Raw genomic sequence first — 21,921 nt, 5'->3', positions numbered from 1 at the left:
TGACCCCACGGGCCTCTGATGGCACCCTGGACGTATGCCGGAACTTCCCGAGGTCGAAGCGCTGAAGGACTTCCTGACCGAACACCTCGTCGGCCACGAGATCGTACGGGTGCTGCCCGTCGCCATCAGCGTCCTGAAGACGTACGACCCTCCGCCCACCGCGCTGGAGGGACACGAGGTGGTGGCCGTGCACCGCCACGGCAAGTTCCTGGACGTCGAGACGGACGGCGGCCCGCACTTCGTGACCCACCTCGCCCGTGCGGGCTGGCTGCACTGGAAGGACCGTCTCCCGGACGGCCCGCCCCGCCCCGGCAAGGGCCCACTCGCGCTCCGCGTGGCCCTGGAGACCGGCGAGGGCTTCGACCTCACGGAGGCGGGCACCCAGAAGCGCCTCGCGGTGTACGTCGTCGCCGACCCGCAGGAGGTCCCGGGTGTCGCCCGCCTCGGCCCCGACCCCCTCGCCGACGCCTTCGACGAGCCGGCCTTCGCCGAACTCCTGAAGGACGAACGCCGCCAGCTCAAGGGCGCCCTGCGCGACCAGACCCTGATCGCCGGGGTGGGCAACGCGTACAGCGACGAGATCCTGCACGCGGCCAGGATGTCCCCCTTCAAACTGGCGTCGTCCCTGACCCCGGCCGAGACCCACACGCTCTACACGGCCCTCCGCACCACACTCACGGAGGCAATCGACCGCTCCCGAGGCGTGGCCGCGGGCCGCCTGAAGGCGGAGAAGAAGAGCGGCCTGCGTGTCCACGGCCGCACCGGCGAACCCTGCCCGGTCTGCGGCGACACCATCCGCGAGGTCTCCTTCAGCGACTCCTCGCTCCAGTACTGCCCCACCTGCCAGACGGGCGGCAAGCCGCTGGCGGACCGGCGGATGTCGAAACTGCTCAAGTAGCTACCAGGGCACCCCCGTCCCGTCCCAGGACAGGAACCGCCCCGTCGGACCGTCGTCCGGCAGCAGCGCCAGGTCGACCGCGCCCCGTGCCGCCTCCGCCGGATCCCCGGCGCTCGCCGCGGCCCGTTTGTTGAGGTCCGTCGCCCGTAGGCCCGGGGCGAGGGCGTTCACCTTGAAGCCGTCCGCCGCGAGGGACTGGGCGTAGAAGAGGGTCAGGGCGTTGAGGGCCGCCTTCGACGAGCGGTAGGCGGCGCCCGCTCCGGCGTGGGCGGCGAACTCGCGGTCCGGGTCGGCGCTCCAGGTCAGGGAGCCGGTGCCGCTGGAGATGTTCACGATGCGCGGGTGCGGGGAGCGGCGCAGGGCCGGGAGGAACGCGTTGGTGACCGCCAGGACGCCGAAGACGTTCGTCTCGTACGTACGGCGGAAGTCGTCGAGGTCCGCCTCGGGTGCCCGGCTTCCGCCGGCCATGATGCCCGCGTTGTTGACCAGGACGTCCAGGGCGTCCACCTGCCGTGCCGCCGCGGTGATGCTGTCGGGGCTCGTGACGTCGAGGAGCAACAGCCTTGCGCCGCCGCCCAGTTCCGCCACGGCGCGTTCGCCCCGGTCCGCGTCGCGCGAGCCGACGTGGACCGTGAATCCCTCGGCTACGAGCAGGCGGGCGATCTCCTTGCCGATGCCCTTGTTCGCGCCGGTGACCAGTGCTGTGGAATCGTTCATGGGGACGACGATTCCGCAGTCGCCGCCGTCGAACCAGGGACAGCCGATCCCTGGCAGCCGGAGGGAGGCACAGTGACCGGCAAGCAGGAACTGGCCCGATTTCTGAGGAGCCGCAGGGAGAAGCTGGCGCCCGCCGATGTGGGCCTGCCCGGCGAACCGTCCCGGCGGACCCTCGGGCTGCGGCGCGAAGAGGTCGCCGAGTTGGCCCACATGTCCGTCGACTACTACGCCCGCCTGGAACAGGCCCGCGGGCCGCGCCCCTCGCCCCGCATCCTCGACGCCCTCACCGGAGTGTTCCGGCTGACCCCGGCCGAGCGGACCCATCTGTTCCGGCTGGCGGGGACGCAGGTGACGCCGCTCGCCGCGCCGGTGCGGACCGTCAGTCCGCATGTGGCGGCCCTGCTGCGCCGCATCCCGGACACGGCGGCGATCGTCACGGATGCCACGTACGACGTCATCGCCTGGAACCCGCTGGCGGATGCCCTGTTCGGCGGCGATCTCGACGAGCGGCCGAATCTGGCGCGTCGCCGCTTCCTGGAAAAGGCCCAAGAGAGCTCCAGCGCCGAGGAGTTGGGCCACATCGTGGTGTCCCGGCTGCGCCGCGCCGCGGACCGCTACCCGTACGACCCGGGGCTCGCCCGCCTGCTGGCCGAACTGCGCGCCGGCAGCGAGGAGTTCGGGGCGATATGGGAGACCGGTCCCGTGCACGCCCCCGGTCATCGCACCAAGACCCTCACCCACCCGCAGGCGGGCCGGCTGCGGGTGAACTGCGATGTGCTCACCGTTCCGCACGACGACCAGCAGGTGGTCTTCGTCACCGCGGATCCGGGGACCCCCTCCGCCCGGGCCCTGCGGCAACTGGCCGCAGCAGGCCGGGACTTCAGTGCGAGGTGAGCCGTACCAACTGAAGTCCGTCCGCGGTCCGGACGTCGTAGTGGTCGATCTCGGCGGGGTGCATCGCCGCGCCACCCTGCATCGTGATCATCGTCGCGTCGTGCGCGGGCACGTTCCAACTGGTCACGGTCTGCTCGGAACCGTCGCGGCCGACGACCACGAGACGACAGGACCGGGGGCCCGCACCGTCCTTGATCTTGAGGGACACGTCACTGCCGTAGTTCTCGTTCGCGGCCGTGACCTGCGCCCACACGCCCGACTTGGCGTCGGTCGCGGTGAGTTGCACGGCGTTGTCGCCGTGCGCGGCCAGGGTCGCCACCGCGGGCCCGCCCACGGCGAACACCACCGAGGCGGCCACGGCGTACAGAAACCGGCGCCGTCCGGCCCGATGGCGCGAGGCCACCTCGCCGAGCAACCGGTCCAGAAGCCGCGGACCGGGTTGTGCCATGGGGTGCACAGAGCGCGGCGTCGCACGCCGGTACAGCATCAACTGCCGTGAGGCGGGACCGAATTCGGTCACATGAGCCGCGCAACTGGTGCACTCCATGAGGTGATCCTCGAAGCGGAAGGCGTCCGCCTCGTCCAGCACGCCGAGCGCGTACGCGCCGACGTCGCGATGCCTTTCCAGGGACCTCATGCCGAATCCTCGTGCCGTTAGGTGCGGGTGGGGTTACTCCTTGCTCCCATCGGTACGCACCAGACAGTCGAATCACTCAAGGCACACAGAATCCCAAGCAACTGATTCGGAGCGGCCGGGCCCGCGGATTGGTCCCATCTCAAAAAAGATGGATGGCGAGATGGCCGAGCGGCAGACCCAGCTGCCAGGCGGGCGTCCAGACCTTCGGCCCGTCGTCCTCACCGGTCACCGGACCGCCTCCCGGCCCCGGCACCGCGTCCAGATCCGGCGCGAGCAGTTCGGTCTCCTCCAGCCAGCGCCAGGCGGCCTCCGCCAGTGCCAAGTCCGGTGCGTCCGCACCGGATTCGGCGGCCTCCGCCGTCAACCTGGACATACGTGTCCCGACCCAGTCCTGCCACGGCTGGTCGTACGCCGTGAGCGAAAGCCAGGTCTCCAACTGGGTCACCACTCGGATACCGGACAACTCGCCGTCCGTGTCGGAGAGGAAGATGGTCAGCGCCAGCGCGTCCCGACCCGCGCGGAACTCGAAGGACGTCGGCGGCATCAGGTCGCCGGTCCGCAGCAACTCGTCGGCGATGTACTCGGCGTACAGCCACGCCATGGGGACGACGAGTTCACCGCCGCCGGTGCCGTCCGTGCTCTCTTGACCTCTGTGCAGCATCCCTTCCTGCCTTCCTCCGGTGCGTGCGCGTCGCCCGGCCCTGGGCTCCGTCAGGAACCCCGGGCCCCCCAGTCCGGAACACGGATGAGGACAGCCGATTACTCAACCGGGTTCTGAGCAAGGCGCTTTACGGAGGTTTGACTAATGAATTGGTTTCACCGCAGGTCGGCCGCATAGCCCGGAAGCACCCGGCGGAGGGCGCGCAGCGCGTAGTACGCGCGGGACTTCACCGTACCGGGCGGAATCCCGAGTGCTGCCGCGGCCTCCGCCACACTCGCCCCGTGGAAATACACCAGCACCAGGACTTCACGGTGCTCCGGAGTGAGTGTCTTCACAGCCTCCCGCACATCGAGCGTCGCCGCCGACCGTTCCGCGTGATCGGCGCATACGCGTGCGTTCTCCAGCACCGCGTCCCCGACCTCGGGCGGTCGCGCCTGCCGGGCCCGGCGCGCGTCGATGGCGAGCCGCCGGCCCACCGTCAGCAGCCAGGGCCGTACGGACTCGAAGTCGTCGGCGCGCAGCGCCTCGGGGTGCTGCCAGGCCCGGACGAGGGTCTCCTGGACGAGGTCCTCGGCGCGCTGGCGGTCGCCGTCGCAGAGCCGGAGCAGCAGCGCGAACAGCGGCCTGCCGTGCTCGCGCTGCAGTGCGGCGAGCTCGTGCTCGGCGGTCGTTCCGTCTCTGAGCGTGGGTCCGGCCGTCATGGCCGTATGGCATCGCAGGGGGACGTTCGGGGACAGGGGGCGCACGAGGGGCTTGCGGCGGACGGTCGATCGCGTCGACGAACGGTGCGACGAACGGTCCGCGTCCCCCGGCGATCCGCCGCACGCGCACACCGGACGGGTCATGAGAGGCCGGAAGTCGTTTGCGGGGGCGGTGAAGTTCATACCTATCGGTGGGTAAATATGACCACAGTGGGGTGAATTGATGATCGCACGCAGACAGCAGGTGGCCGTCGCCGTCGCAGGCATTCTCACCGCGGCCGCCGCCTGTCAGGCCCAGCACCACGACCCGAAGGCGTCCGGCCGCCCGGCGCCCCCCGCCGCCCGCGGCTTCACCCTCGTCGCCGCCGGTGACGTCCTCCCGCACAGCGCCGTCGTCGACCGCGCCCGCTTCGACGCCGGCGGCACCGGCTACGACTTCCGGCCGATGCTCGCCGCGGTCCAACCCCTCGTCTCCCGCGCCGATCTGGCGCTGTGTCACGTCGAGAGCGGCTACGGCGACCCCATCGGCGCCGGGCCCCTCACGTCCCCGCCCGAGGCGGCCCAGGGCCTCGCCGCGACCGGCTACGACAGCTGCTCCACCGCGTCCGACCACAGCCTCGACGAGGGCACGGCCGGCATCCAGCGCACCCTCGACACCCTCGACCGGGCCGGCGTACGGCACGCGGGGACGGCGCGCACCGACGCCGAGGCGCGCACGGTCACCCTGCTGCGCGCCGGTCCGGCGAAGGTCGCCCACCTCGCCTACACCGCCGACACGAACGGCGTCCCGCTCCCACCGGCCGAGCCCTGGGCCGTCAACCTCCTCGACCCCGCCCGCGTCCTCGCCGACGCCCGGGCCGCCCGGCGCGCGGGCGCCGACGTGGTCGTCGTCTCCCTGCGCTGGGGCACGGCGGGCCAGAACGCGCCCGACCCGCAACAGCTCGCGCTGGCCAGGGAACTCACCGCCGCCCGCACCGACGGCCGCCCGGACGTCGACCTGATCCTCGGCACCCAGGCCCACGCCCCGCAGGCGTACGAGAAGGTCAACGGCACCTGGGTGGTCTACGGGCTCGGCGACCAGATCACCGGCGAGATGTACGACAACGCGGGCACCCAGGACCCCGGCGGCAACCTGAGCACCATCGGCCGCTTCACCTTCGTACCGCCCGCCCGGCCCGGCGGCCGCTGGGAGGTGGTCCGGGCGGAGTTCGTACCGCAGCTGTTCGACATCGACGCGGGCCGGGTCGTCGACGTCAACCAGGCGATCGGCCAGGGCGCCGACCTGACCGGCGACCGCGACCGCATCCGCGAGGTGGTGCTGAGCCGGGGCGCGGCGAAGGACGGGCTGGTGATGGGGAAGTAGCGGGAGAGGGCGGGGTCAGTCGACGTCGACGTGCGCGAAGGTGGCCAGCATCTGCGTGAGCACCCGTGCGCACGTGCGGACGTCGGCCTCCGTCAGTTCGCCGCCGACCTGGCGCATCAAGTAGTGCTCGCGGCCCAGCACATCGGTGATGGTCGACCGGCCGGCGTCGGTCAGCCGGATCAGTGAGGACCGCTGGTGCGCCGGGTTCGGCACGCTCTCGACCCAGCCGTGTGTCGCGGCGTCGTTGACCATGCGCTGCACGAACTGCCGGCTCAGCGCCTGGTCGCGGCCCATCTGAGGAACCGTCATGGGCCCGTGCACGCGCAGCAGGTTCAGGACGGCGCGCACGCCCGCGGACACGCCCTCGACCGGTTCGGCCTGCTCCACCTTGCGCGCCGCGCGCCGGTAGAGCGGGCCGACGAGGTCGAACACCTCGGTGAGGCGATGGCCGAGTTCGTCGGGGGGCAGCGGGGCGGGAACCGGGGGAGCGGAGTCGTTCACGAGCACATCATGACACCTGGGTTGCCAAACCCCCGCCGAAGATGACACCTTGGTTGTCATGACAGCTGCTCCGGAACTGAGCTTCTTCGCATCTGCCGACGGGGACCTGGCCTACCGTGACGTGGGCACCGGCACCCCCGTGGTCCTCCTCCACTCCGGCTTCGCCGACCACCGGGTCTTCGACGACCAACTACCGTCCCTCGCCGCCGACTTCCGCGTCATCGCGCCCGACATCCGAGGCCACGGCTTCTCGGCCAACGCGAGCGGACCGTTCCGCTGGGCCGACGACCTGGCGGGCCTCCTGCGCCACCTGGACCTCGGCCCCGCGGTCCTGGTCGGCCTGTCCATGGGTGCGGCCGTCGCGACCGACACCGCGTTGGAACACCCCGAACTCGTCCGCGCGATCGTCGTCAGCGGCGGCGGCACCAGCGTGTTCGAGTACAAGGACCCGGAGCTGCTGGAACACACGGCCCGCGCCGGGCAGTTGCTCGCCACCGGCGACATCGCGGGCTGGCTCGACCAGTTCACGCGGGGCGTGGCAGGCCCGCACCGCACGCCGGACCAGGTCGCCCCGTCGGTCATCCGCCGCCTGCGCGAACTCACCGCCCACACGATCTCCAAGCACACCCCGGGCGAGCAGGACTGGTACGTCCCCCTGGCCGACCCGTGGTCCCGCGTCCCGAAGCTGGACGTGCCGGTCCTGGCGATCCACGGCGCAGCCGACTGGCCGGACAGCATCGCCATGGCGCAACGCTTCGCCGACACGGTCCCGAACGGCCGCTCCACGACCATCGAGGGCGTCGGCCACTACCCGAACATGGAGAACCCGGAACGCTTCAACGAGATCCTGACGGACTTTCTCGGAGCGCTCTGACGGAGCGAGGCGACGGGCCGACCAGGGCGCAACCGCCGGCGGCTACGAGTACGAACCGCCATGGCACCAGCGCCACCGGCCGCGGCACGGTCGTCGGTGGCCCGGCGCATCACCGCCCGGCCACCGCTCCACCCCTGCCGGCTACGGCACGGCCGCCACCGGCCGCGGCGAGAGCGCCGACGGTTACGGCACCACCACCGGGCCACGGCTCCACCGGCCACGGCGCGACCGCCCACGACTGCCACTCCACCGCCGGAGGTTACGGCACCACCGTCACCGGCCACCGCCCCGCCTTCACCAGCCGCACCGCCACCGAGCCGATGATCCGGTGCCCCGCCTGTTCCGAGGCGCCCACGATGACCGCGTCGGCCTTGAGGTCGTCGGCCGCCTTGACCAGGCCGCCGTAGGGGTCGCCGCGGAACGTGTGGAATTCCCAGCGGATGTCGAATATCCCCTTCACGCGCTCGGTCTCGTGGCGGATCTGGGCGACGAGGTTCTCGGCGATCTCGTCGGTCGTGTCGGCGACCGGTGCCCCCATCGCCGCGCCCGCCGCCAGCACCGGCTGCACGTACACCATGGCGAGCAGCGCGCCCTGCCGCCTGGCCAGGCCGGCGGCATATGCCGCGGCCCGGAGGGAGGAGTCGGAGCCGTCCACTCCGGCCACGATCACCTTGGGCCCGTCCGTGCCCCGCTCGAACTGAGTTGAGTGCTGTTCCGTCACGGCCGTGAGGCTATCGGAACCCGCAGGTCCCGGACCCGCCCGGGAGCGCTCGACGGGCGCGCCGCCCGCCCTGTTCCTACAGTCGGAACCATGACTGCCACGGTGGAGGGCGCGAGAGCCAAGGACACCAAGGGTCCGATACGGCCGCCCGGCAACGGGTTCCTCAGCAGAGTGCCCGAGGGTTTCGCGACCTTCTTCGGCGCTCTCGGCCTGCTCTGCGTCCTGCTCGCCCTCATCGCCCCGCTGCGCCGCGTGCTGCGCCCGGTGGTCCGCTTCCTCGACCTGCTGATCGTCCCCGTCAGCGCCAACCTCGCCTACGCGGTGTTCCTGTTCCTGCTGGCCGCCGCGACCGCCGCCCGCAAGAGGATCGCCTGGTGGCTGGTCGTCGTCTACCTCGGCCTGCTGGTCCTGACCGACGCCCTCGGCGTGGCCCTGGGCCTGTACGCCGAGTCCCTCCCGTCGCTCATCGTGTGCGCCCTGCTGCTGGTCCTGCTGATCGTGGCGCGCAAGCAGTTCTACGCCGCCTCCCGCCGCGCGGCCGTACGACGGGCCCTCGCCGTCCTCCTCGTCGGGCTCGCCGTGGCGATCCTCGCCGGCTGGGGACTGGTCGCCCTGTTCCCCGGCACCCTGCCCACGAGCCAGCACCTGGGCTGGGCCGCCGACCGGGTCTGCGGTGGCCTGGTCTCCGGCCGCTCCTTCGACGGCCGCCCGCCCCGCGCCCTGTTCTTCCTCCTCGGCCTGCTCGGCGCGCTCGCCCTGCTCAACGCGGCCACCGTCCTCTTCCGCTCCCAACGCCTCGAAGCGGCCCTGCACGGCGACGAGGAGGACCGCATCCGTGCCCTCCTGAAGTCCTACGGCGGCCACGACTCCCTCGGCTACTTCGCCACCCGGCGCGACAAGGCCGTCGTCTTCTCGCCCAGCGGCAAGGCCGCCGTCACCTACCGCGTCGAGGCCGGCGTCTGCCTCGCCAGCGGCGACCCGGTCGGCGACCGCGAGGCCTGGCCGCACGCCATCGCCACCTGGCTGGACCTGGCCCGCCGCCACGGCTGGGCTCCCGCCGTGATGGGCGCCTCCGAGGACGGGGCGAAGGCCTTCGCCCGCGCCGGACTCGGCGCCCTCCAACTCGGCGACGAGGCCATCCTGCACGTAGCCGACTTCGACCTCGCCGGCCGCGACATGCGCGTCACCCGCCAGGCAGTGGGCCGCGTCCGCCGCGCCGGTGCCACCTGCCGCGTCCGCCGCCACGCCACCCTCACCGACACGGAGATGGAGGAGGTCGTCGACCGCGCCGACGCCTGGCGCGACACCGAGACCGAACGCGGCTTCTCCATGGCCCTGGACCGCCTCGGCGACCCGGCCGACGGCGACTGCCTCCTCGTCGAAGCACTCGGCGAGGACGGCAAGTTGCTGGCCCTGCTCTCCCTCGTCCCCTGGGGCAGCGACGGCGTCTCGCTCGACCTGATGCGCCGCGACCGCACCGCTCCCAACGGGGTCATGGAGTTCATGGTCGCCGAACTCTGCGCCGCCGCACCGAAGTTGGGCGTCCACCGGATCTCCCTCAACTTCGCCGTGTTCCGCTCGGCCTTCGAGGAGGGCGCCCGCATCGGCGCCGGTCCCGTACTCCGCCTGTGGCGCCGCCTCCTGCTGTTCTTCTCCAAGTGGTGGCAACTGGAGGCCCTTTACCGCTCCAACGCCAAGTACCACCCCGAGTGGTACCCCCGCTTCATCTGCTACGGCGAGACCGCCTCCCTGGCCCGCATCAGCCTCGCCTCCGGCATCGCCGAGGGCTTCGTCTCCGTACCGTCGCTGCGCCAACTCTGGGGAAAGGGGCACCAGAAGAGCGGCCCGCGGCCCGCGACCACCGCGGACCTGCCGCCCCTGTCGGCGCTCGGCCCCGACAGCGCGGACGAGGTCGGCGGTCCGGAGAGCGGCCTGCCCGAACAGGTCCGCGTCCGGCACCACAAACTCGACCGGCTGCGCGCCGCGGGCATCGCCCCCTACCCGGTCGGCGTCCCCCAGCGCACCCACACCCTCGCCGAGGTCCGCGCGGGAGACCAAGTCACCGTCGCCGGGCGGGTGATGCTCGTGCGCGACCTCGGCGGCATCGTCTTCCTCACCCTGCGCGACTGGTCAGGCGACCACCAACTCGCCCTCACCCGCGCCGAGTCGGGCCCCGGCCTCGACCGCTTCGTCACCGACACCGACATCGGCGACCACATCACCGCCACCGGCCGCGCGGGCACCAGCGACCAGGGCGAGCCCACCGTCTTCGTCACCTCCTGGCAGCTCACCGGCAAGTGCCTGCGCCCGCTGCCCGACAAACACCGCGGCCTCACCGACCCCGAGGCCAAGGTCCGCATGCGCTACCTCGACCTCGTCGCGAGCCCCGCCGCCCGTGGCGTCGTCCGCGCCCGCTCCACCGCCGTACAGGCCCTGCGCCAGGGCCTGTTGGAGCGCGGCTACCTGGAGGTAGAGACCCCGATGCTGCAACAGATCCACGGCGGCGCCAACGCCCGCCCCTTCACCACCCACATCAACGCCTACGACCTCGACCTGTACCTGCGCATCGCCCCCGAGCTGTACCTCAAACGCCTCTGCGTCGGCGGCATGGAGAAGGTCTTCGAGATGGGCCGCACCTTCCGCAACGAGGGCGTCTCCTACAAGCACAACCCCGAGTTCACGATGCTGGAGGCCTACCAGGCGTACGCCGACTACGACGTCATGCTCGACCTCGTCCGCGAACTGATCCAGGGCGCGGCCACGGCGGCCTTCGGCTCGCCCGTCGCCCGCAAGGACGGCGAGGAGTACGACATCTCCGGGCCCTGGCCCGTCAAGACCGTCCACGGCGCGATCTCCGAGGCGCTCGGCGAGGAGATCGACGCCGACACCGAACTGGCCCGCCTGCACCGGCTCTGCGACCGCGCGGGCGTGCCGTACGGTGCCGACGACGGCCGCGGGGACGTCGTACTGGAGATGTACGAACGGCTCGTGGAGGAACCGACCCGGCTGCCGACCTTCTACAAGGACTTCCCGACCGACGTCTCCCCGCTCACCCGCCAGCACCGCACCGACCCCCGGCTCGCCGAACGCTGGGACCTGGTCGCCTTCGGCACCGAACTCGGCACCGCCTACTCCGAACTGACCGACCCCGTCGAACAGCGCCGCCGCCTCACCGCCCAGTCGCTGCTCGCCGCCGGGGGAGACCCCGAGGCGATGGAGCTGGACGAGGACTTCCTCGACGCGCTCGAATACGCGATGCCGCCCACCGGAGGCCTCGGCATCGGCGTCGACCGACTCGTCATGTTCCTCACCGGTCTGACGATCCGTGAGACGCTGCCGTTCCCCCTCGTCCGGCGCCGCTGAGCGCGCGAACACTGGGCCGGGCGGGTGTTTTCCTGCCGCCGCGCCGGTGTTGCCGTGGGGCGCCGGGGCTCGCGCGGGCGACTGATGAGTCATGAAGAAGGATCAGTTGCTCACGCGCCGACGGGCCCTGCTCGCCGGCGCCGCTGCCGTCGGGGCGGCCGGCACCGCCGGTCTGCTGTACTCCGGACTCTCGGACGACGCCCCCGCCCGGGTCACCGCCCCCGCCGCCGGACCCCCACCGCGCCTCACACGCAAGCCCTCCTCCTACCGCCTCCAGCCCGTGGCCGGATACGGCGCACCCCACAGCGCCCCCGCCCACGTACCGGTGCGGCACGAACCCTTCCTGCGCATGTCCGGACGCGGCAACACCATGGTGCTCACGTTCGACGACGGACCCGACCCCCGCTACACCCCGCACATCCTGGACACCCTCGCCGAGTACGACGTCCGCGCCACGTTCTTCGTGTGCGGCGAGATGGCCGACTGGAACCGGGACCTGCTCGCCCGGATGTCCGACGAGGGCCACGTCGTCGGCAACCACACCTGGTCCCACCCGCTGCTGACCAAGATGACCCGCGGTCAGATCCGCTCGGAGATGGAACGCACCAGCGACGTCATCGAGGACGCCTACGGCGAACGCCCGCAGTGGTTCCGCGCGCCCTACGGCGCCTGGAACCGGGCTGCCTTCCAGCTCGGCTCCGACCTGGGCATGGAACCCCTCGCCTGGACGGTCGACACCCTCGACTGGGACACCCCCGGCGTCCGCCACATCGTCGACGCGGTCGAGGACGGCGCCGCCCCCGGCATCGTGGTGCTCTCGCACGACGCCGGGGGCGACCGGACCCAGAGTGTGAAGGCGCTGCGCGAATACCTGCCGCACCTGCTCGACTCCGGCTACCACATGACGCTGCCGCGCCGCCGCACCACCACCTGACGGGGCTTCGCCCGCCCGGCCGGGGAACGCTCAGCGGACCTCGACCAGGCGGGCGAAGACGACGACGTTCCCGTCGTAGCCGTTCTGCTTGGAGAAACCGCCGCCGCAGGTGATGACGCGGAGTTCCGGAGTTCCCTTGGACGCGTAGACGCGGTCGCCGGGGAAGTCCTTCTTCTCGAAGACCTCGATGCCGTAGATCTCGAACACGGCCGTCTTTCCGTCCTTGCGCGCGACCTCGACGCGATTTCCCTTCTTGAGGGCCCCGAGTCCGTAGAACACGGCGGGGCCCATTTTGTTGTCGACGTGGCCGACGACGACCGCTGTGCCCTTTTCGCCGGGGGAGACGGCACCGGTGAACCAGCCCGCCAGATTCGGGTCCTCCGGCGGCGGAGCGCCGACCCAGCCGTCCGCGTCCAGCCCCACCGGCATGACTGGGGCGTCGACCCGGATCGCAGGGATCCGCACCCGGTCGGCGACGGAGTACGGCAGCGGGGCCGGGACCTTGCCGAACGTGGTGTGGCCGGTCCGGGCGTCCGCGGCAGCGGCGGAGGCCGGCTGGGGCGGACCGATGTCGAACTCCCCCGAACCATTCCGAATGAGCGCGAGACCGGTCAGCAGAACAAGCGCTATCACTCCCCACGGGGCGCGCTTCTTCTGCCGCTCCTCCTCTTCGGCAAGCTCGGACAGCTCGGACGCAGACATTCGCCATCCCCTCTCGACGCGGCCGTCGCCACGTCAATCGCGCATACGAGAACGCTAAGTCCCGAAGCCGGAACCGGCGACGGGGAAAGCGCGAACGGGTGGCCCGGACATCCTTATGTGCGCCATACGAGTTGACGCTCGCAGGAATTTTCTGACGGTCCGTGACCTGCGGCAATATCCGATTGTGCGCTTTTCCTCCGGCGTGTCCCCTCACCAGGACGGACCATTCTCGAAATGCGGGCGCGCGCAAGGCATCTGAGGGTGCGTCTGGGAGGCGCTTTCTCGCCGATCGACCGGGGACGGGTCCCGGGGCGCCTTCCGCGGAGGATGACATGCGTACTACTCGTGCCCTGGCTGCCGCCGGTGCCGCGGTGGCCGTCCTGGGGCTCGCCGCCCCGGTGGCCGTCGCGGACGGCATGGGCGCCAGCCCCAGCAACATCGTCGCCCTGCCCAGCGTGATCGCCCGCGGTGGACAGCTCACCGTCACGGTCGACGGCTGCTTCAGCGGCGGCAACGCCATCGCCACCTCACCGGGGTTCGAACGCCCCGCCAACCTGTCCCTGCTCGGCGGCTCCGGTACGACGTCCAGCGGAACGGCCAGGATCAGCCGGTCGGCCACCCCGGGCTCGTACAGCATCACGGTCCGTTGCTCCAACGGCTCCTCGCTGACCCGTGATTCCGCCTACACCGTCATCGGCGGTGTCCGCGGCGGTCTCGGCGGCAGCAGCAGCGCCGGGGCGACCCCGACCGACATGGCGATCGGCGGCGGCCTGGTCGCCGCAGCCGTCGTGGGCGGCGGGGTGTTCTGGATGCGCCGCCGCACCGAGCGCGGGATCTGACCTCCTCCCCTTCGGAGTTCAGGCGCATGTGACAGGCCTTCGCCCCGGACCCTTGCGGGTTCCGGGGCGAAGGCCTGTGCAGGTGGCGCCGAGGTCAGGCGCCGTCCTCTCCGGTGCGGCGGCGGGAGAAGTGGTACGCCGCTCCCACCGAGCCCGCGATGAGGGCCGCGCCGATGCCGAGCTCCTTGAGGTCGAAGCCGGCGACGCTGCCGCCCTCGCCGGCGTGGACCCCTCGCGGAATCTGCTGGGCCGGCTGGAGCGGCTGGATGTTGTTGTTCGTGCGGCCGGAGGCGATGGTCAGACCCGTGGAGCCGCTCACGCCGTCACACGTGAACGTCACCTGGTACACCGCGCCCGGCCGCGCGTCCCAGTCGACCATCGCCGTGGCCGAGGACTGCCCCGGCGAGATCCTGACCGTGTCGAAGACTCCGGAGGAGACCGTGGCGGAGCCCTTGCAGCCGCCCTGGTCCCGGTCGAGCCGCAGGGTCACCTGCCCGCCCGCCGCGATCGTCGAGGGCAGGACGCTGAAGCCGAACGGCGTGATGTTGTGGTTGCCGTCGCCCTTCGCGACGGCGACCGGCGCGGACAGGGCGAGGGCGCTGATGCCCAGCAGTGCGGCCGAAGCGACGCGTATCGCGCGCATGGTGGTTCCTCCGGGTCCCCGAGGAGCAGCAGCGGACCTTTTCCGCTTGCGCCGTAAATGCACCTCGATGACCGAAACGCTAGGAACATGTGTGCGCTCCCGCGATCGCAGTCGCGCGAATGGGGCAACGGTGTGGGCCGCACAGGGGACACCGTTCCTGCGACCGGGGGACGCCCGCGGCGTGGCGGACGTCCCCCGGCGGCCGGTCCCGGTGAGGGGCCGTCAGCCCTTGATGTCCGGGAAGAGGTTCAGGAACGGCTGCGCCGACGCCGTGATGCCGCGGCTGTACGGCGCGTCGAAGTCCCAGATCAGGAACAGCAGGAAGGCGATCAGCGCCGAGAACAGTCCGGCGAGGATCAGCTCCCGTGTCGTACGCCGGATCTGCAGCGCGAAGACCATCCCGATGGTGATCACGGCCCCGGCGAGCAGACCGAACCACACCACCGAGGGCATCGTCGCCCCCGTGGAGTCCGAACGGGCGTTGCGTGCCGAGTCCACGGCAGCCACCTGGTCGACGAGCGGCTGGTAGGCCTGCGCCTGGAAGTCCGTCGTCGGCTTGTAGTCGGTGACGTCGGCGCGGATGCGCTGGAGGAGGTCGGTGCCGCGCTGGGTGAGCTCCTCGTGGTCGGCCATCGTCTTCCACTCGACGTTGACGACCTGGGAGACGTAGGCCTCGACGTCGGCCCGGACACGGTCGCGTTCGGCAGGCGGATAGACCCGGACCCGCTCCGAGATCTCGTGCAGCGCCTGTGCCTCCGCCTGTACGTGGTCCTGGGCGGCGCTGCGGGCCTCCCAGACACCGGCGATCGCCAGGCCCAGGACGATGGCGTACACCACGCCGATCCACATCGTCATGTACTCGATGACGTCCGGGGTGTCGCCGGGATCCTCGTCCTCGGACGCGGTGCGCTCGCGTACGAAGGTGATGACGACGACCACGGCACAGGCCGCCACCATCGCGATGACGAGAACAAGCCATTCCGACAAGGGGTTCCTCCGGGGATCAGCGCGGACGCAGGGCGGTGATGGCGACCACCGCGGGCAGGGTGATGAGCAGGACGTAGACGACCGGCGGCGTCCGGTGGGTGGCGGGCCGCGGACGCGGCTGGGCGTGGTACTTCGGATAACTCACCGGAGACGCCGATGGATGCGGGGTGGGCTTGGGCGACGGTTTCGGAGTCGGCGTCGGCGTGGGTGTCGGAGTGGGTGTGGGTGTCGGGATCACCCGGGGCAGCGGAGCCGCGGGGGCCGGGCGGGGCGCCTGGGCCGGCGCTGGCGGGGTGGGCTTCGGCGTGGGCCGCGGCTTCGGCGTCGGCTTGGGTGTCGGCGTCGGGGTGGCCTTCGGCGGGGGAGACGGCGTGGGCTTCGGTGGTGACGGGGTGGGCGTCGGCGAGGGGCAGGGCGGCGGCGGGGTCGGCGTCGGGCAGGCCGGGGAAGTCGGCCAGTCGCCGCCGGCGACCGCCACCGCCTCCGTGCCGCCGGGCCCCGTGGAGGCGTACGCGCAGGCGTCGGCCGCTGCCAGGCCCGCCGGTGCGCCCGCCAGCAGCCACGTCAGCGTCACCAGGGTCAACACCCTTGCGGCGAGGGCGGTTCGGGTCGGTTCGGGTCCATGCACGACCGAGATCATGAGGCCTCGCGGGCCGGGGCGCGCCGGGGCGCGAGAGGAATGCCCCGAAGGAGTGGAAGGCGAGGTACGGCCGTTTGACGAACGGACCGTCGGACACGGCCGGATACGCACGCGCGTACTAGTCGGGGCCGCCGTGTCACAGGGGTCGGAAAGAAATTTGTGCGGTGGTTGAACACTTCCGTGGTCCCCACCCGTATCTAGGACCGTGCGGCGGCACAGACGGGCGCTGCAACATCCAGGTGATTATGGGGAGTTGACGATGAAGACCTCCTGGCGGAGCGCCTCACTCGCGGCGACGGCCGTGTCCGTCATGGCGTTGACGGCGGCGTGCGGTTCGGACAATGTGACCACGCCTTCCTCTGCGGCACAGAACGTCGGTGCCACGGCGGCGGCCGGAGGTTACGGAAGCATCGGTGCCACGGCGAGCGCCAGCACCGGCGCCGGCAACGGATACGGCGCCGACGGCCAGCAGGCCGCGGCCGCCGAGCCCGCGGGCCAGCTGACCGTTGCCAACAACCCCGACCTCGGCAAGGTGTTGAGCGACGGTGCGGGTCTCACCCTCTACCGTTTCGACGCCGACACGGCCAATCCCCCCAAGTCCAACTGCGACGGCGACTGCGCCACCGCGTGGCCGCCGGTTCCCGCGGACGACGCCACGGCCGGCGCCGGTATCGACAAGTCCCTGCTCGGCGAGGTGACCCGCACCGACGGCACCAAGCAGCTGACCATCGGCGGCTGGCCCGCCTACCGCTACGCCAAGGACGTCAACGCCGGTGACGTCAACGGCCAGGGCGTGGGCGGCAAGTGGTACGCGCTCGCCCCCGACGGCAAGAAGGCGACCCTCGCCAGCCTGCCCGGTCTGTCCGTCAAGAAGGACGCGAAGCTCGGCGACATCGTCGTCGACAAGAACGGCCACACGGTCTACCGCTTCCTCAAGGACAAGGCATGGCCGAAGTCGGTCTCGAACTGCGTCGGTGCCTGCGCGGAGAAGTGGCCGGCCGTCGGCATCGTCTCGGCGAACGACACCAAGGGCGTCGAGAAGAAGGGCCTCATGGGCTTCACCCGGTCCGACGGCGCCAAGCAGATGACCGTCGACTGCTGGCCGATCTACACCTTCTCCGGTGACACGGCCGCCGGACAGACCAACGGTCAGGGCGTGGGCGGCACTTGGTACGCCGTCTCCCCTGAAGGAAAAGCGGTCGGCGCGCCCGCGGCGTAGCGAGAACCTCCCCAGGGTTGATCGCCCCCCGCCCACTCGGCAACGAAACGCGGAAGGGAGGGACGTGGGCAAGCGACCACCATGCCGAACAGCACAGCAGCGCGCGCGACCCCAGGTCCGCCCCCTCCGCACCGCACGGAGGGGGCGGGCCGCTTTGGCGTATTCCGAGCGCCAATTCCGGCATTCTCCGCGCTTCTCCGCGTGTCCCCGCACGGCAATTCGGCACGTGCCACCGGCAATCAGCGGGAACGGATGGTCAATTTCCGTTTCCGCTCGACCCTTTGGCGGGCGATCAGTAGCCTCAGCTCGAACACCGGATCGCCTACGCCTTGGAGAGATACATGGAGCGTCCCGCCTGGGCACCACGGAGCATCGACATCTCGGTGCCGAGCGTTTCGCGTATCTACGACTACTACCTGGGCGGTTCGCACAACTTCGAGGTCGACCGGGAAGCGGCCCGCAAGGCCATGGAGTTCCTCCCGGGACTTCCCAAGATCATGCAGGCGAACCGCGCGTTCATGCGTCGCGCCGTACGATTCGCGGCCGCCGAGGGCATCACCCAGTTCCTCGACATCGGCTCCGGAATTCCCACCTTCGGAAACGTCCACGAGGTGGCCCAGGCGGCCAGCCCCGGCGCCCATGTCATGTACGTCGACCACGACCCGGTGGCGGTCGCGCACAGCCAGGCCGTCCTGGCCGGCAACGCGACCGCGGACGTCGTCGCGGCCGACCTCCGCAAGCCCCAGGAGATCCTGGCGAGCGCCGAGGTGCAGCGGCTCATCGACGTGAATCGGCCAGTGGCCTTACTTCTCGTTGCCATACTGCACTTCGTGGAAGACACGGACGATCCGTACGGAGCGGTGGCACAGCTGCGCGAGGCACTCGCCCCCGGCAGCCTGCTCATCCTCACCCATGCCTCGTACGAGGGAATCCCGTTGCCACCGGAGCGGGCGGAGGGCGCGGTGGACGTGTACAAGGACATTCGCAATCCGCTGATCATGCGCTCGCGCGAGGAGATCGCGCGGTTCTTCGAGGGGTACGACATGGTGGAACCCGGACTGGTGCCGATGCCGGAGTGGCGGCCGGACACGGTGCTGGAGGACGAGGATCCGTACTCCTTCTCCGGATTCGCCGGCGTAGGACGCACGGCGTGATCGCGGAGCCGGACGGGCCGGAGGGCAGACTGCGCAGGTTCGCGACCATCTGGAGCCGGGCGGTGTTCCCGGCGACCTCGACGTCGCTGACCCGGCCCGAGTTCGAGGAGCTGCTCCTGCCGCTGGCGCGGCGGTTGAGCGAGGCGCTGCGCGCCAGGACCTTCGAGGCCGGGGAGGGCAAGGCGGTCGGCGCCGCCCTCGTCGCCGCCCACTGCACCGACCCCGACGCCCTCACCCACACCCTGGAGTGCGTCGACGCCTACCTGGTGCTCTACTGCGGCGGCGACGGCTCCCAGGAGGACCTGCGGATCCGCTCGGCCCGCCTCCAGCACGCCATGGCCGCCGGCTTCGCCCAGGAACTCCGCGAGCGCACGCTGGCCGAGCAGGAGGCCATCTCCGTGGCCGCCCTCCAGGCCCAGGGCGTCGTCGCCCAGGCCCTGCACGCGACGGAGGCCCGCTTCCGCGCGGTCTTCGAGGGCGCGGCCATAGGTATCGGCATGGCCGACCTCGACGGCAACATCCTCCAGGTCAACGGCGCGCTGCTGCGCATGTTCGGCATCACCGAACAGACCATGGGCGGCCGCAACGTCCGCGAGTGGACCCACCCGGACGACGCGCCCCAGACCTGGACCCTCTACGACGAACTCGTCCGCGGCGAGCGCGAGCACTACCACGTCGAGAAGGCGTTCTACCGGCCTGACGGAACGGTCCTGTGGACCAACCTCACGGTCTCCCTGCTGCGCGACGCCGACGGCGACCCGCAGTACCAGCTCGCCCTCATGGAGGACACCACCGAGCGGCGGCTGCTCAACCTGCGGCTGCGCTACGAGGCGACCCACGACGCCCTCACCGGCCTCCCGAACCGCACCCTGTTCTTCGAACGCCTGGAGAAGGCGCTCGGCGCGGGCGACAACCAGCGGTTCGGCCTGTGCTACCTCGACCTCGACGGCTTCAAGACCATCAACGACAGCCTCGGCCACGCGGCCGGCGACCGGCTGCTCGTCGAGGTCGCCGACCGGCTCCAGTCGTGCGCGACCGCGCCCGGCGAGATGGTCGCCCGGCTCGGCGGCGACGAGTTCGTGGCGCTGACCACAGGACCCGACACCGAGCGCGAGGTCGACGAACTCGCGGGCCGCATCATGAACGCCCTGATCACCCCCGTCAGCATCGACGGCCGTGACCTCACCGTGCGCGGCTCCATCGGCATCGTCGAGGGCCCGGCCGGCGAACGAGGCCCCGCGGAGGTGCTGCGCAGTGCCGACATCACGATGTACCGCGCCAAGTCCGCGGGTGGCAACCGCTTCGAACTCGCCGACCCCGAGGCCGACGCCCGAGCGATCACCCGCCACGGCCTCACAACGGCCCTGCCCGCCGCCCTGGACCGCAACGAGTTCTTCATCGAGTACCAGCCGCTGGTCCACCTCGGCGACGGCAGCGTGCGCGGCGCCGAGGCCCTCGTCCGCTGGCTGCACCCGCAGCACGGCGTGCTGGGCCCCGACCGCTTCATCCCGCTCGCCGAACACACCGGCCTGATCGTCCCGTTGGGCCGCTGGGTCCTGGAACAGTCCGTACGCCAGGCCCGCGCCTGGCGCGAGACCTACGGCGACGGCGTCCCCCTGCGCATCAACGTCAACCTCTCGCCCTGCCAGCTCACCCACCCCGGCCTGGTCCAGGACACCGTCGACATCCTGGAGCGCACCGGCGTCGCACCCGACGCGCTCTGCCTGGAGGTCACGGAGTCGGCGCTGATCGGCGCCGACGACGACCTCCTGAAGCCGCTGCGGCGCCTCGCCGAGATGGGCGTCGACATCGCCCTCGACGACTTCGGCACCGGCTACTCCAACCTCGCCAACCTCCGCCGGCTGCCGGTGAGCATCCTCAAGCTGGACCGCTCCTTCACGCAGAGCATGCAGCAGTTCCCGGCCGACCCCGTCGACCTCAAGATCGTCGAGGGCATCGTCTCCCTCGCCCACAGCTTGAACCTCACGGTGACGGTCGAGGGCGTCGAGACCGGCGCCCAGGCCGAACAGCTCCGCATACTGGGCTGCGACACCGCCCAGGGCTGGTACTACGCCCGCCCCGGCCCGCCGGACCGGCTGCACGACCTGGCCCTGGTGGACGCTACGGGGTGAGTGGGCGACCCCGGGTTCCGGACTCGCGCGGCGCCCTCGCGGCCGCTGCGCGAGGATGGCCCGAGGCGGACGCACGGCGGGTCGGCGGGCCGCCGTCCTGAGAAGCAGGCCTCATCGCGAAGGAGCCGGACTCCATGAGCACCGAACTGCAAGGCCGCACCGCCGTGGTCACGGGCGCCAGCAAGGGCATCGGGCTCGCCGTCGTGAAGGCGCTGGCCGGGGCGGGGGCCACCGTCGTCGCCGGGTCGCGCACCACGACCGAGGGACTGGACGCCCTCGTCAAGGAGTTCCCGGTCACCTGGGTGCCGGTCGACCTCGCGGAGCGCGGCGCGGCCGAGCGGCTGATCGCGGCGGCCGGCGGGCGGGTCGACATCCTGGTGAACAACGTCGGTACGGCCCCGCCCCGCACCGGCGGCTTCCTGTCCGTGACCGACGAGGACTGGCAGCGCACCCTCGACCTGAACCTCCTCACGGCGGTACGCGTCACCCGCGCCGCCCTCCCGCTGATGCTGGCCGCCGGGCACGGCTCCGTGGTCACGATCGGCTCGGTCAACGCCACGCTGCCCGACCCGCTGGTCATCGACTACAGCGCGGGCAAGGCCGCCCTGGTCGCCTTCTCCAAGGCCCTGTCCAAGGAGGTCGGCCCGAAAGGCGTCCGGGTCAACACCGTCAGCCCCGGCCCGGTCGAGACGGAGCTGTGGCTCGGCGGCGGAGGCGTGGCCGAGACCGTGTCGGCCGCCACCGGCCTCACCCCGGCCGAGGTCGCCGCCCAGGCCGCCGGCGCCACCGTCACCGGCCGCTTCTCCCAGCCCGCCGAGATCGCCGACGTGGTCCTCTTCCTCGCCGGCGACCGCGCGGCCAACCTCACCGGCAGCGACCTGGTGATCGACGGCGGCTTCATCCCGACCTGGTGAGCCGCCCGGCAGCCGGGGGCCGATGAACTCCCTTACTTCGGCGCCCAGTTGCCGCTGCTCCTACGGCGGCTGCGGCAATCGGCATGGGCGGCGGCCGCCGCGTGGAACCACGCCGCCGACCGCTCCCACAACACCGGCCACCCCCGACGTCCAGGTGCGCCCGCGCGGCCGACTGCTCCCGCCGCACGTGCCGCGATCGGCATCGGCCGCAGCCCTCGGGTGCGGCACTGCGGCTCACCGGTCCCGCGGCATGCGCATCGGGGTCCGGCCGGGTTCGCGGGGTTCATCGCTTCCGCAGCCGCCGCATCCGGCGTCCGCGCTGACGCTCGGGTGCCGCCCGCGAGATGGCTGCTCCCGCCGCACCTGCTGCCCTGGGCGTCAGCGACATCGCCCGGGCGAGGTGCTGTGGCTCAGCGCTCCTGCGGCA

21 protein-coding genes are annotated in these 21,921 nt (G+C 71.5%); 11 read left to right on the top strand and 10 right to left on the bottom strand.

Annotated features, from left to right (window positions below):
* Window positions 1–34 precede the first annotated feature (34 nt).
* Window positions 35–898, top strand: a complete 864-nt coding sequence (locus OG714_RS07390; protein ID WP_406119426.1) for an Fpg/Nei family DNA glycosylase — start codon at window positions 35–37, stop codon at window positions 896–898.
* On the opposite strand, the gene OG714_RS07385 is transcribed toward OG714_RS07390, so the two are convergent.
* Window positions 899–1,615, bottom strand: a complete 717-nt coding sequence (locus tag OG714_RS07385) for an SDR family NAD(P)-dependent oxidoreductase (protein ID WP_406119424.1) — start codon at window positions 1,613–1,615, stop codon at window positions 899–901. It abuts the gene before it with no gap.
* Window positions 1,616–1,687: 72 nt separating this feature from the next.
* Between OG714_RS07385 and OG714_RS07380 the strand changes: the two genes are divergently transcribed.
* Window positions 1,688–2,509 carry a helix-turn-helix transcriptional regulator gene (locus OG714_RS07380; protein ID WP_406119422.1) on the top strand — a complete coding sequence of 274 codons (822 nt, stop codon included), beginning with the start codon at window positions 1,688–1,690 and terminating at the stop codon, window positions 2,507–2,509.
* Here the strand turns inward: OG714_RS07380 and OG714_RS07375 are convergent.
* From OG714_RS07375 to OG714_RS07365, 3 genes are all read right to left on the bottom strand, one after another.
* A complete protein-coding gene (locus tag OG714_RS07375; protein ID WP_406119421.1) occupies window positions 2,496–3,146 on the bottom strand; it encodes a zf-HC2 domain-containing protein in 651 nt (216 codons plus the stop codon). The two genes, OG714_RS07380 and OG714_RS07375, sit on opposite strands and share 14 nt — an antisense overlap.
* A gap of 139 nt (window positions 3,147–3,285) precedes the next feature.
* Entirely contained in the window at window positions 3,286–3,807 is a 522-nt protein-coding gene (locus OG714_RS07370; protein ID WP_406119419.1) for a hypothetical protein, read from the bottom strand.
* 155 nt (window positions 3,808–3,962) lie between these two features.
* On the bottom strand, window positions 3,963–4,508 hold the full coding sequence (locus tag OG714_RS07365; RefSeq protein WP_329262799.1) for a sigma-70 family RNA polymerase sigma factor: 546 nt from the start codon (window positions 4,506–4,508) through the stop codon (window positions 3,963–3,965).
* 223 nt (window positions 4,509–4,731) lie between these two features.
* Here OG714_RS07365 and OG714_RS07360 point away from each other — a divergent pair, with 223 nt between their 5' ends.
* On the top strand, window positions 4,732–5,871 hold the full coding sequence (locus OG714_RS07360; RefSeq protein ID WP_406119418.1) for a CapA family protein: 1,140 nt from the start codon (window positions 4,732–4,734) through the stop codon (window positions 5,869–5,871).
* A gap of 15 nt (window positions 5,872–5,886) precedes the next feature.
* Here OG714_RS07360 and OG714_RS07355 read toward each other — a convergent pair whose 3' ends face one another.
* Entirely contained in the window at window positions 5,887–6,378 is a 492-nt protein-coding gene (locus OG714_RS07355; RefSeq protein WP_406119417.1) for a MarR family winged helix-turn-helix transcriptional regulator, read from the bottom strand.
* A gap of 52 nt (window positions 6,379–6,430) precedes the next feature.
* Here OG714_RS07355 and OG714_RS07350 point away from each other — a divergent pair, with 52 nt between their 5' ends.
* A complete protein-coding gene (locus tag OG714_RS07350) occupies window positions 6,431–7,246 on the top strand; it encodes an alpha/beta fold hydrolase (protein ID WP_406119415.1) in 816 nt (271 codons plus the stop codon).
* 259 nt (window positions 7,247–7,505) lie between these two features.
* Here the strand turns inward: OG714_RS07350 and OG714_RS07345 are convergent, their stop codons facing one another.
* Complete coding sequence (locus OG714_RS07345) at window positions 7,506–7,967, bottom strand: universal stress protein (RefSeq protein WP_406119413.1); 462 nt, start codon at window positions 7,965–7,967, stop codon at window positions 7,506–7,508.
* Window positions 7,968–8,057: 90 nt separating this feature from the next.
* Here OG714_RS07345 and lysX point away from each other — a divergent pair, with 90 nt between their 5' ends.
* Complete coding sequence (gene lysX / locus OG714_RS07340; protein ID WP_406119412.1) at window positions 8,058–11,330, top strand: bifunctional lysylphosphatidylglycerol synthetase/lysine--tRNA ligase LysX; 3,273 nt, start codon at window positions 8,058–8,060, stop codon at window positions 11,328–11,330.
* Between the two features lie 91 nt (window positions 11,331–11,421).
* Window positions 11,422–12,264, top strand: coding sequence for a polysaccharide deacetylase family protein (locus tag OG714_RS07335; RefSeq protein WP_406119410.1), 843 nt, complete (start codon window positions 11,422–11,424; stop codon window positions 12,262–12,264).
* Window positions 12,265–12,294: 30 nt separating this feature from the next.
* Here the strand turns inward: OG714_RS07335 and OG714_RS07330 are convergent, their stop codons facing one another.
* Entirely contained in the window at window positions 12,295–12,966 is a 672-nt protein-coding gene (locus OG714_RS07330) for a class F sortase (protein WP_019057591.1), read from the bottom strand.
* Between the two features lie 332 nt (window positions 12,967–13,298).
* Between OG714_RS07330 and OG714_RS07325 the strand changes: the two genes are divergently transcribed.
* Complete coding sequence (locus tag OG714_RS07325; RefSeq protein ID WP_393756116.1) at window positions 13,299–13,805, top strand: hypothetical protein; 507 nt, start codon at window positions 13,299–13,301, stop codon at window positions 13,803–13,805.
* Window positions 13,806–13,899: 94 nt separating this feature from the next.
* Here OG714_RS07325 and OG714_RS07320 read toward each other — a convergent pair whose 3' ends face one another.
* From OG714_RS07320 to OG714_RS07310, 3 genes are all read right to left on the bottom strand, one after another.
* The gene (locus tag OG714_RS07320; RefSeq protein ID WP_406119409.1) at window positions 13,900–14,448 is read right to left on the bottom strand and encodes a hypothetical protein; all 549 of its coding nucleotides are present in this window, start codon (window positions 14,446–14,448) and stop codon (window positions 13,900–13,902) included.
* 222 nt (window positions 14,449–14,670) lie between these two features.
* Window positions 14,671–15,405 (bottom strand): DUF4239 domain-containing protein, encoded by a 735-nt coding sequence (locus OG714_RS07315; protein ID WP_406131746.1) that lies wholly within the window; start codon window positions 15,403–15,405, stop codon window positions 14,671–14,673.
* A gap of 46 nt (window positions 15,406–15,451) precedes the next feature.
* Window positions 15,452–16,063 carry a hypothetical protein gene (locus OG714_RS07310; RefSeq protein ID WP_406119408.1) on the bottom strand — a complete coding sequence of 204 codons (612 nt, stop codon included), beginning with the start codon at window positions 16,061–16,063 and terminating at the stop codon, window positions 15,452–15,454.
* A 271-nt stretch (window positions 16,064–16,334) separates the two neighbouring features.
* On the opposite strand from OG714_RS07310, the gene OG714_RS07305 reads away from it, so the two are divergent.
* From OG714_RS07305 to OG714_RS07290, 4 genes are all read left to right on the top strand, one after another.
* Entirely contained in the window at window positions 16,335–17,294 is a 960-nt protein-coding gene (locus tag OG714_RS07305; RefSeq protein ID WP_406119407.1) for an SCO0930 family lipoprotein, read from the top strand.
* A 341-nt stretch (window positions 17,295–17,635) separates the two neighbouring features.
* Window positions 17,636–18,448 (top strand): SAM-dependent methyltransferase, encoded by an 813-nt coding sequence (locus tag OG714_RS07300; RefSeq protein ID WP_406119405.1) that lies wholly within the window; start codon window positions 17,636–17,638, stop codon window positions 18,446–18,448.
* Window positions 18,445–20,580, top strand: coding sequence for a putative bifunctional diguanylate cyclase/phosphodiesterase (locus OG714_RS07295; RefSeq protein ID WP_406119403.1), 2,136 nt, complete (start codon window positions 18,445–18,447; stop codon window positions 20,578–20,580). The genes OG714_RS07300 and OG714_RS07295 overlap by 4 nt, the downstream gene beginning before the upstream one ends.
* Before the next feature lie 134 nt (window positions 20,581–20,714).
* Window positions 20,715–21,494, top strand: coding sequence for an SDR family NAD(P)-dependent oxidoreductase (locus OG714_RS07290; protein WP_406119401.1), 780 nt, complete (start codon window positions 20,715–20,717; stop codon window positions 21,492–21,494).
* Window positions 21,495–21,921: the final 427 nt, after the last annotated feature.

The organism is Streptomyces sp. NBC_00989, assembly GCF_045162655.1.
In the GTDB taxonomy this organism is placed as follows: Bacteria; Actinomycetota; Actinomycetes; order Streptomycetales; family Streptomycetaceae; genus Streptomyces.
Note: the sequence above shows the minus strand (reverse complement) of the source record. Positions and strands in the feature narration are given on the sequence as shown.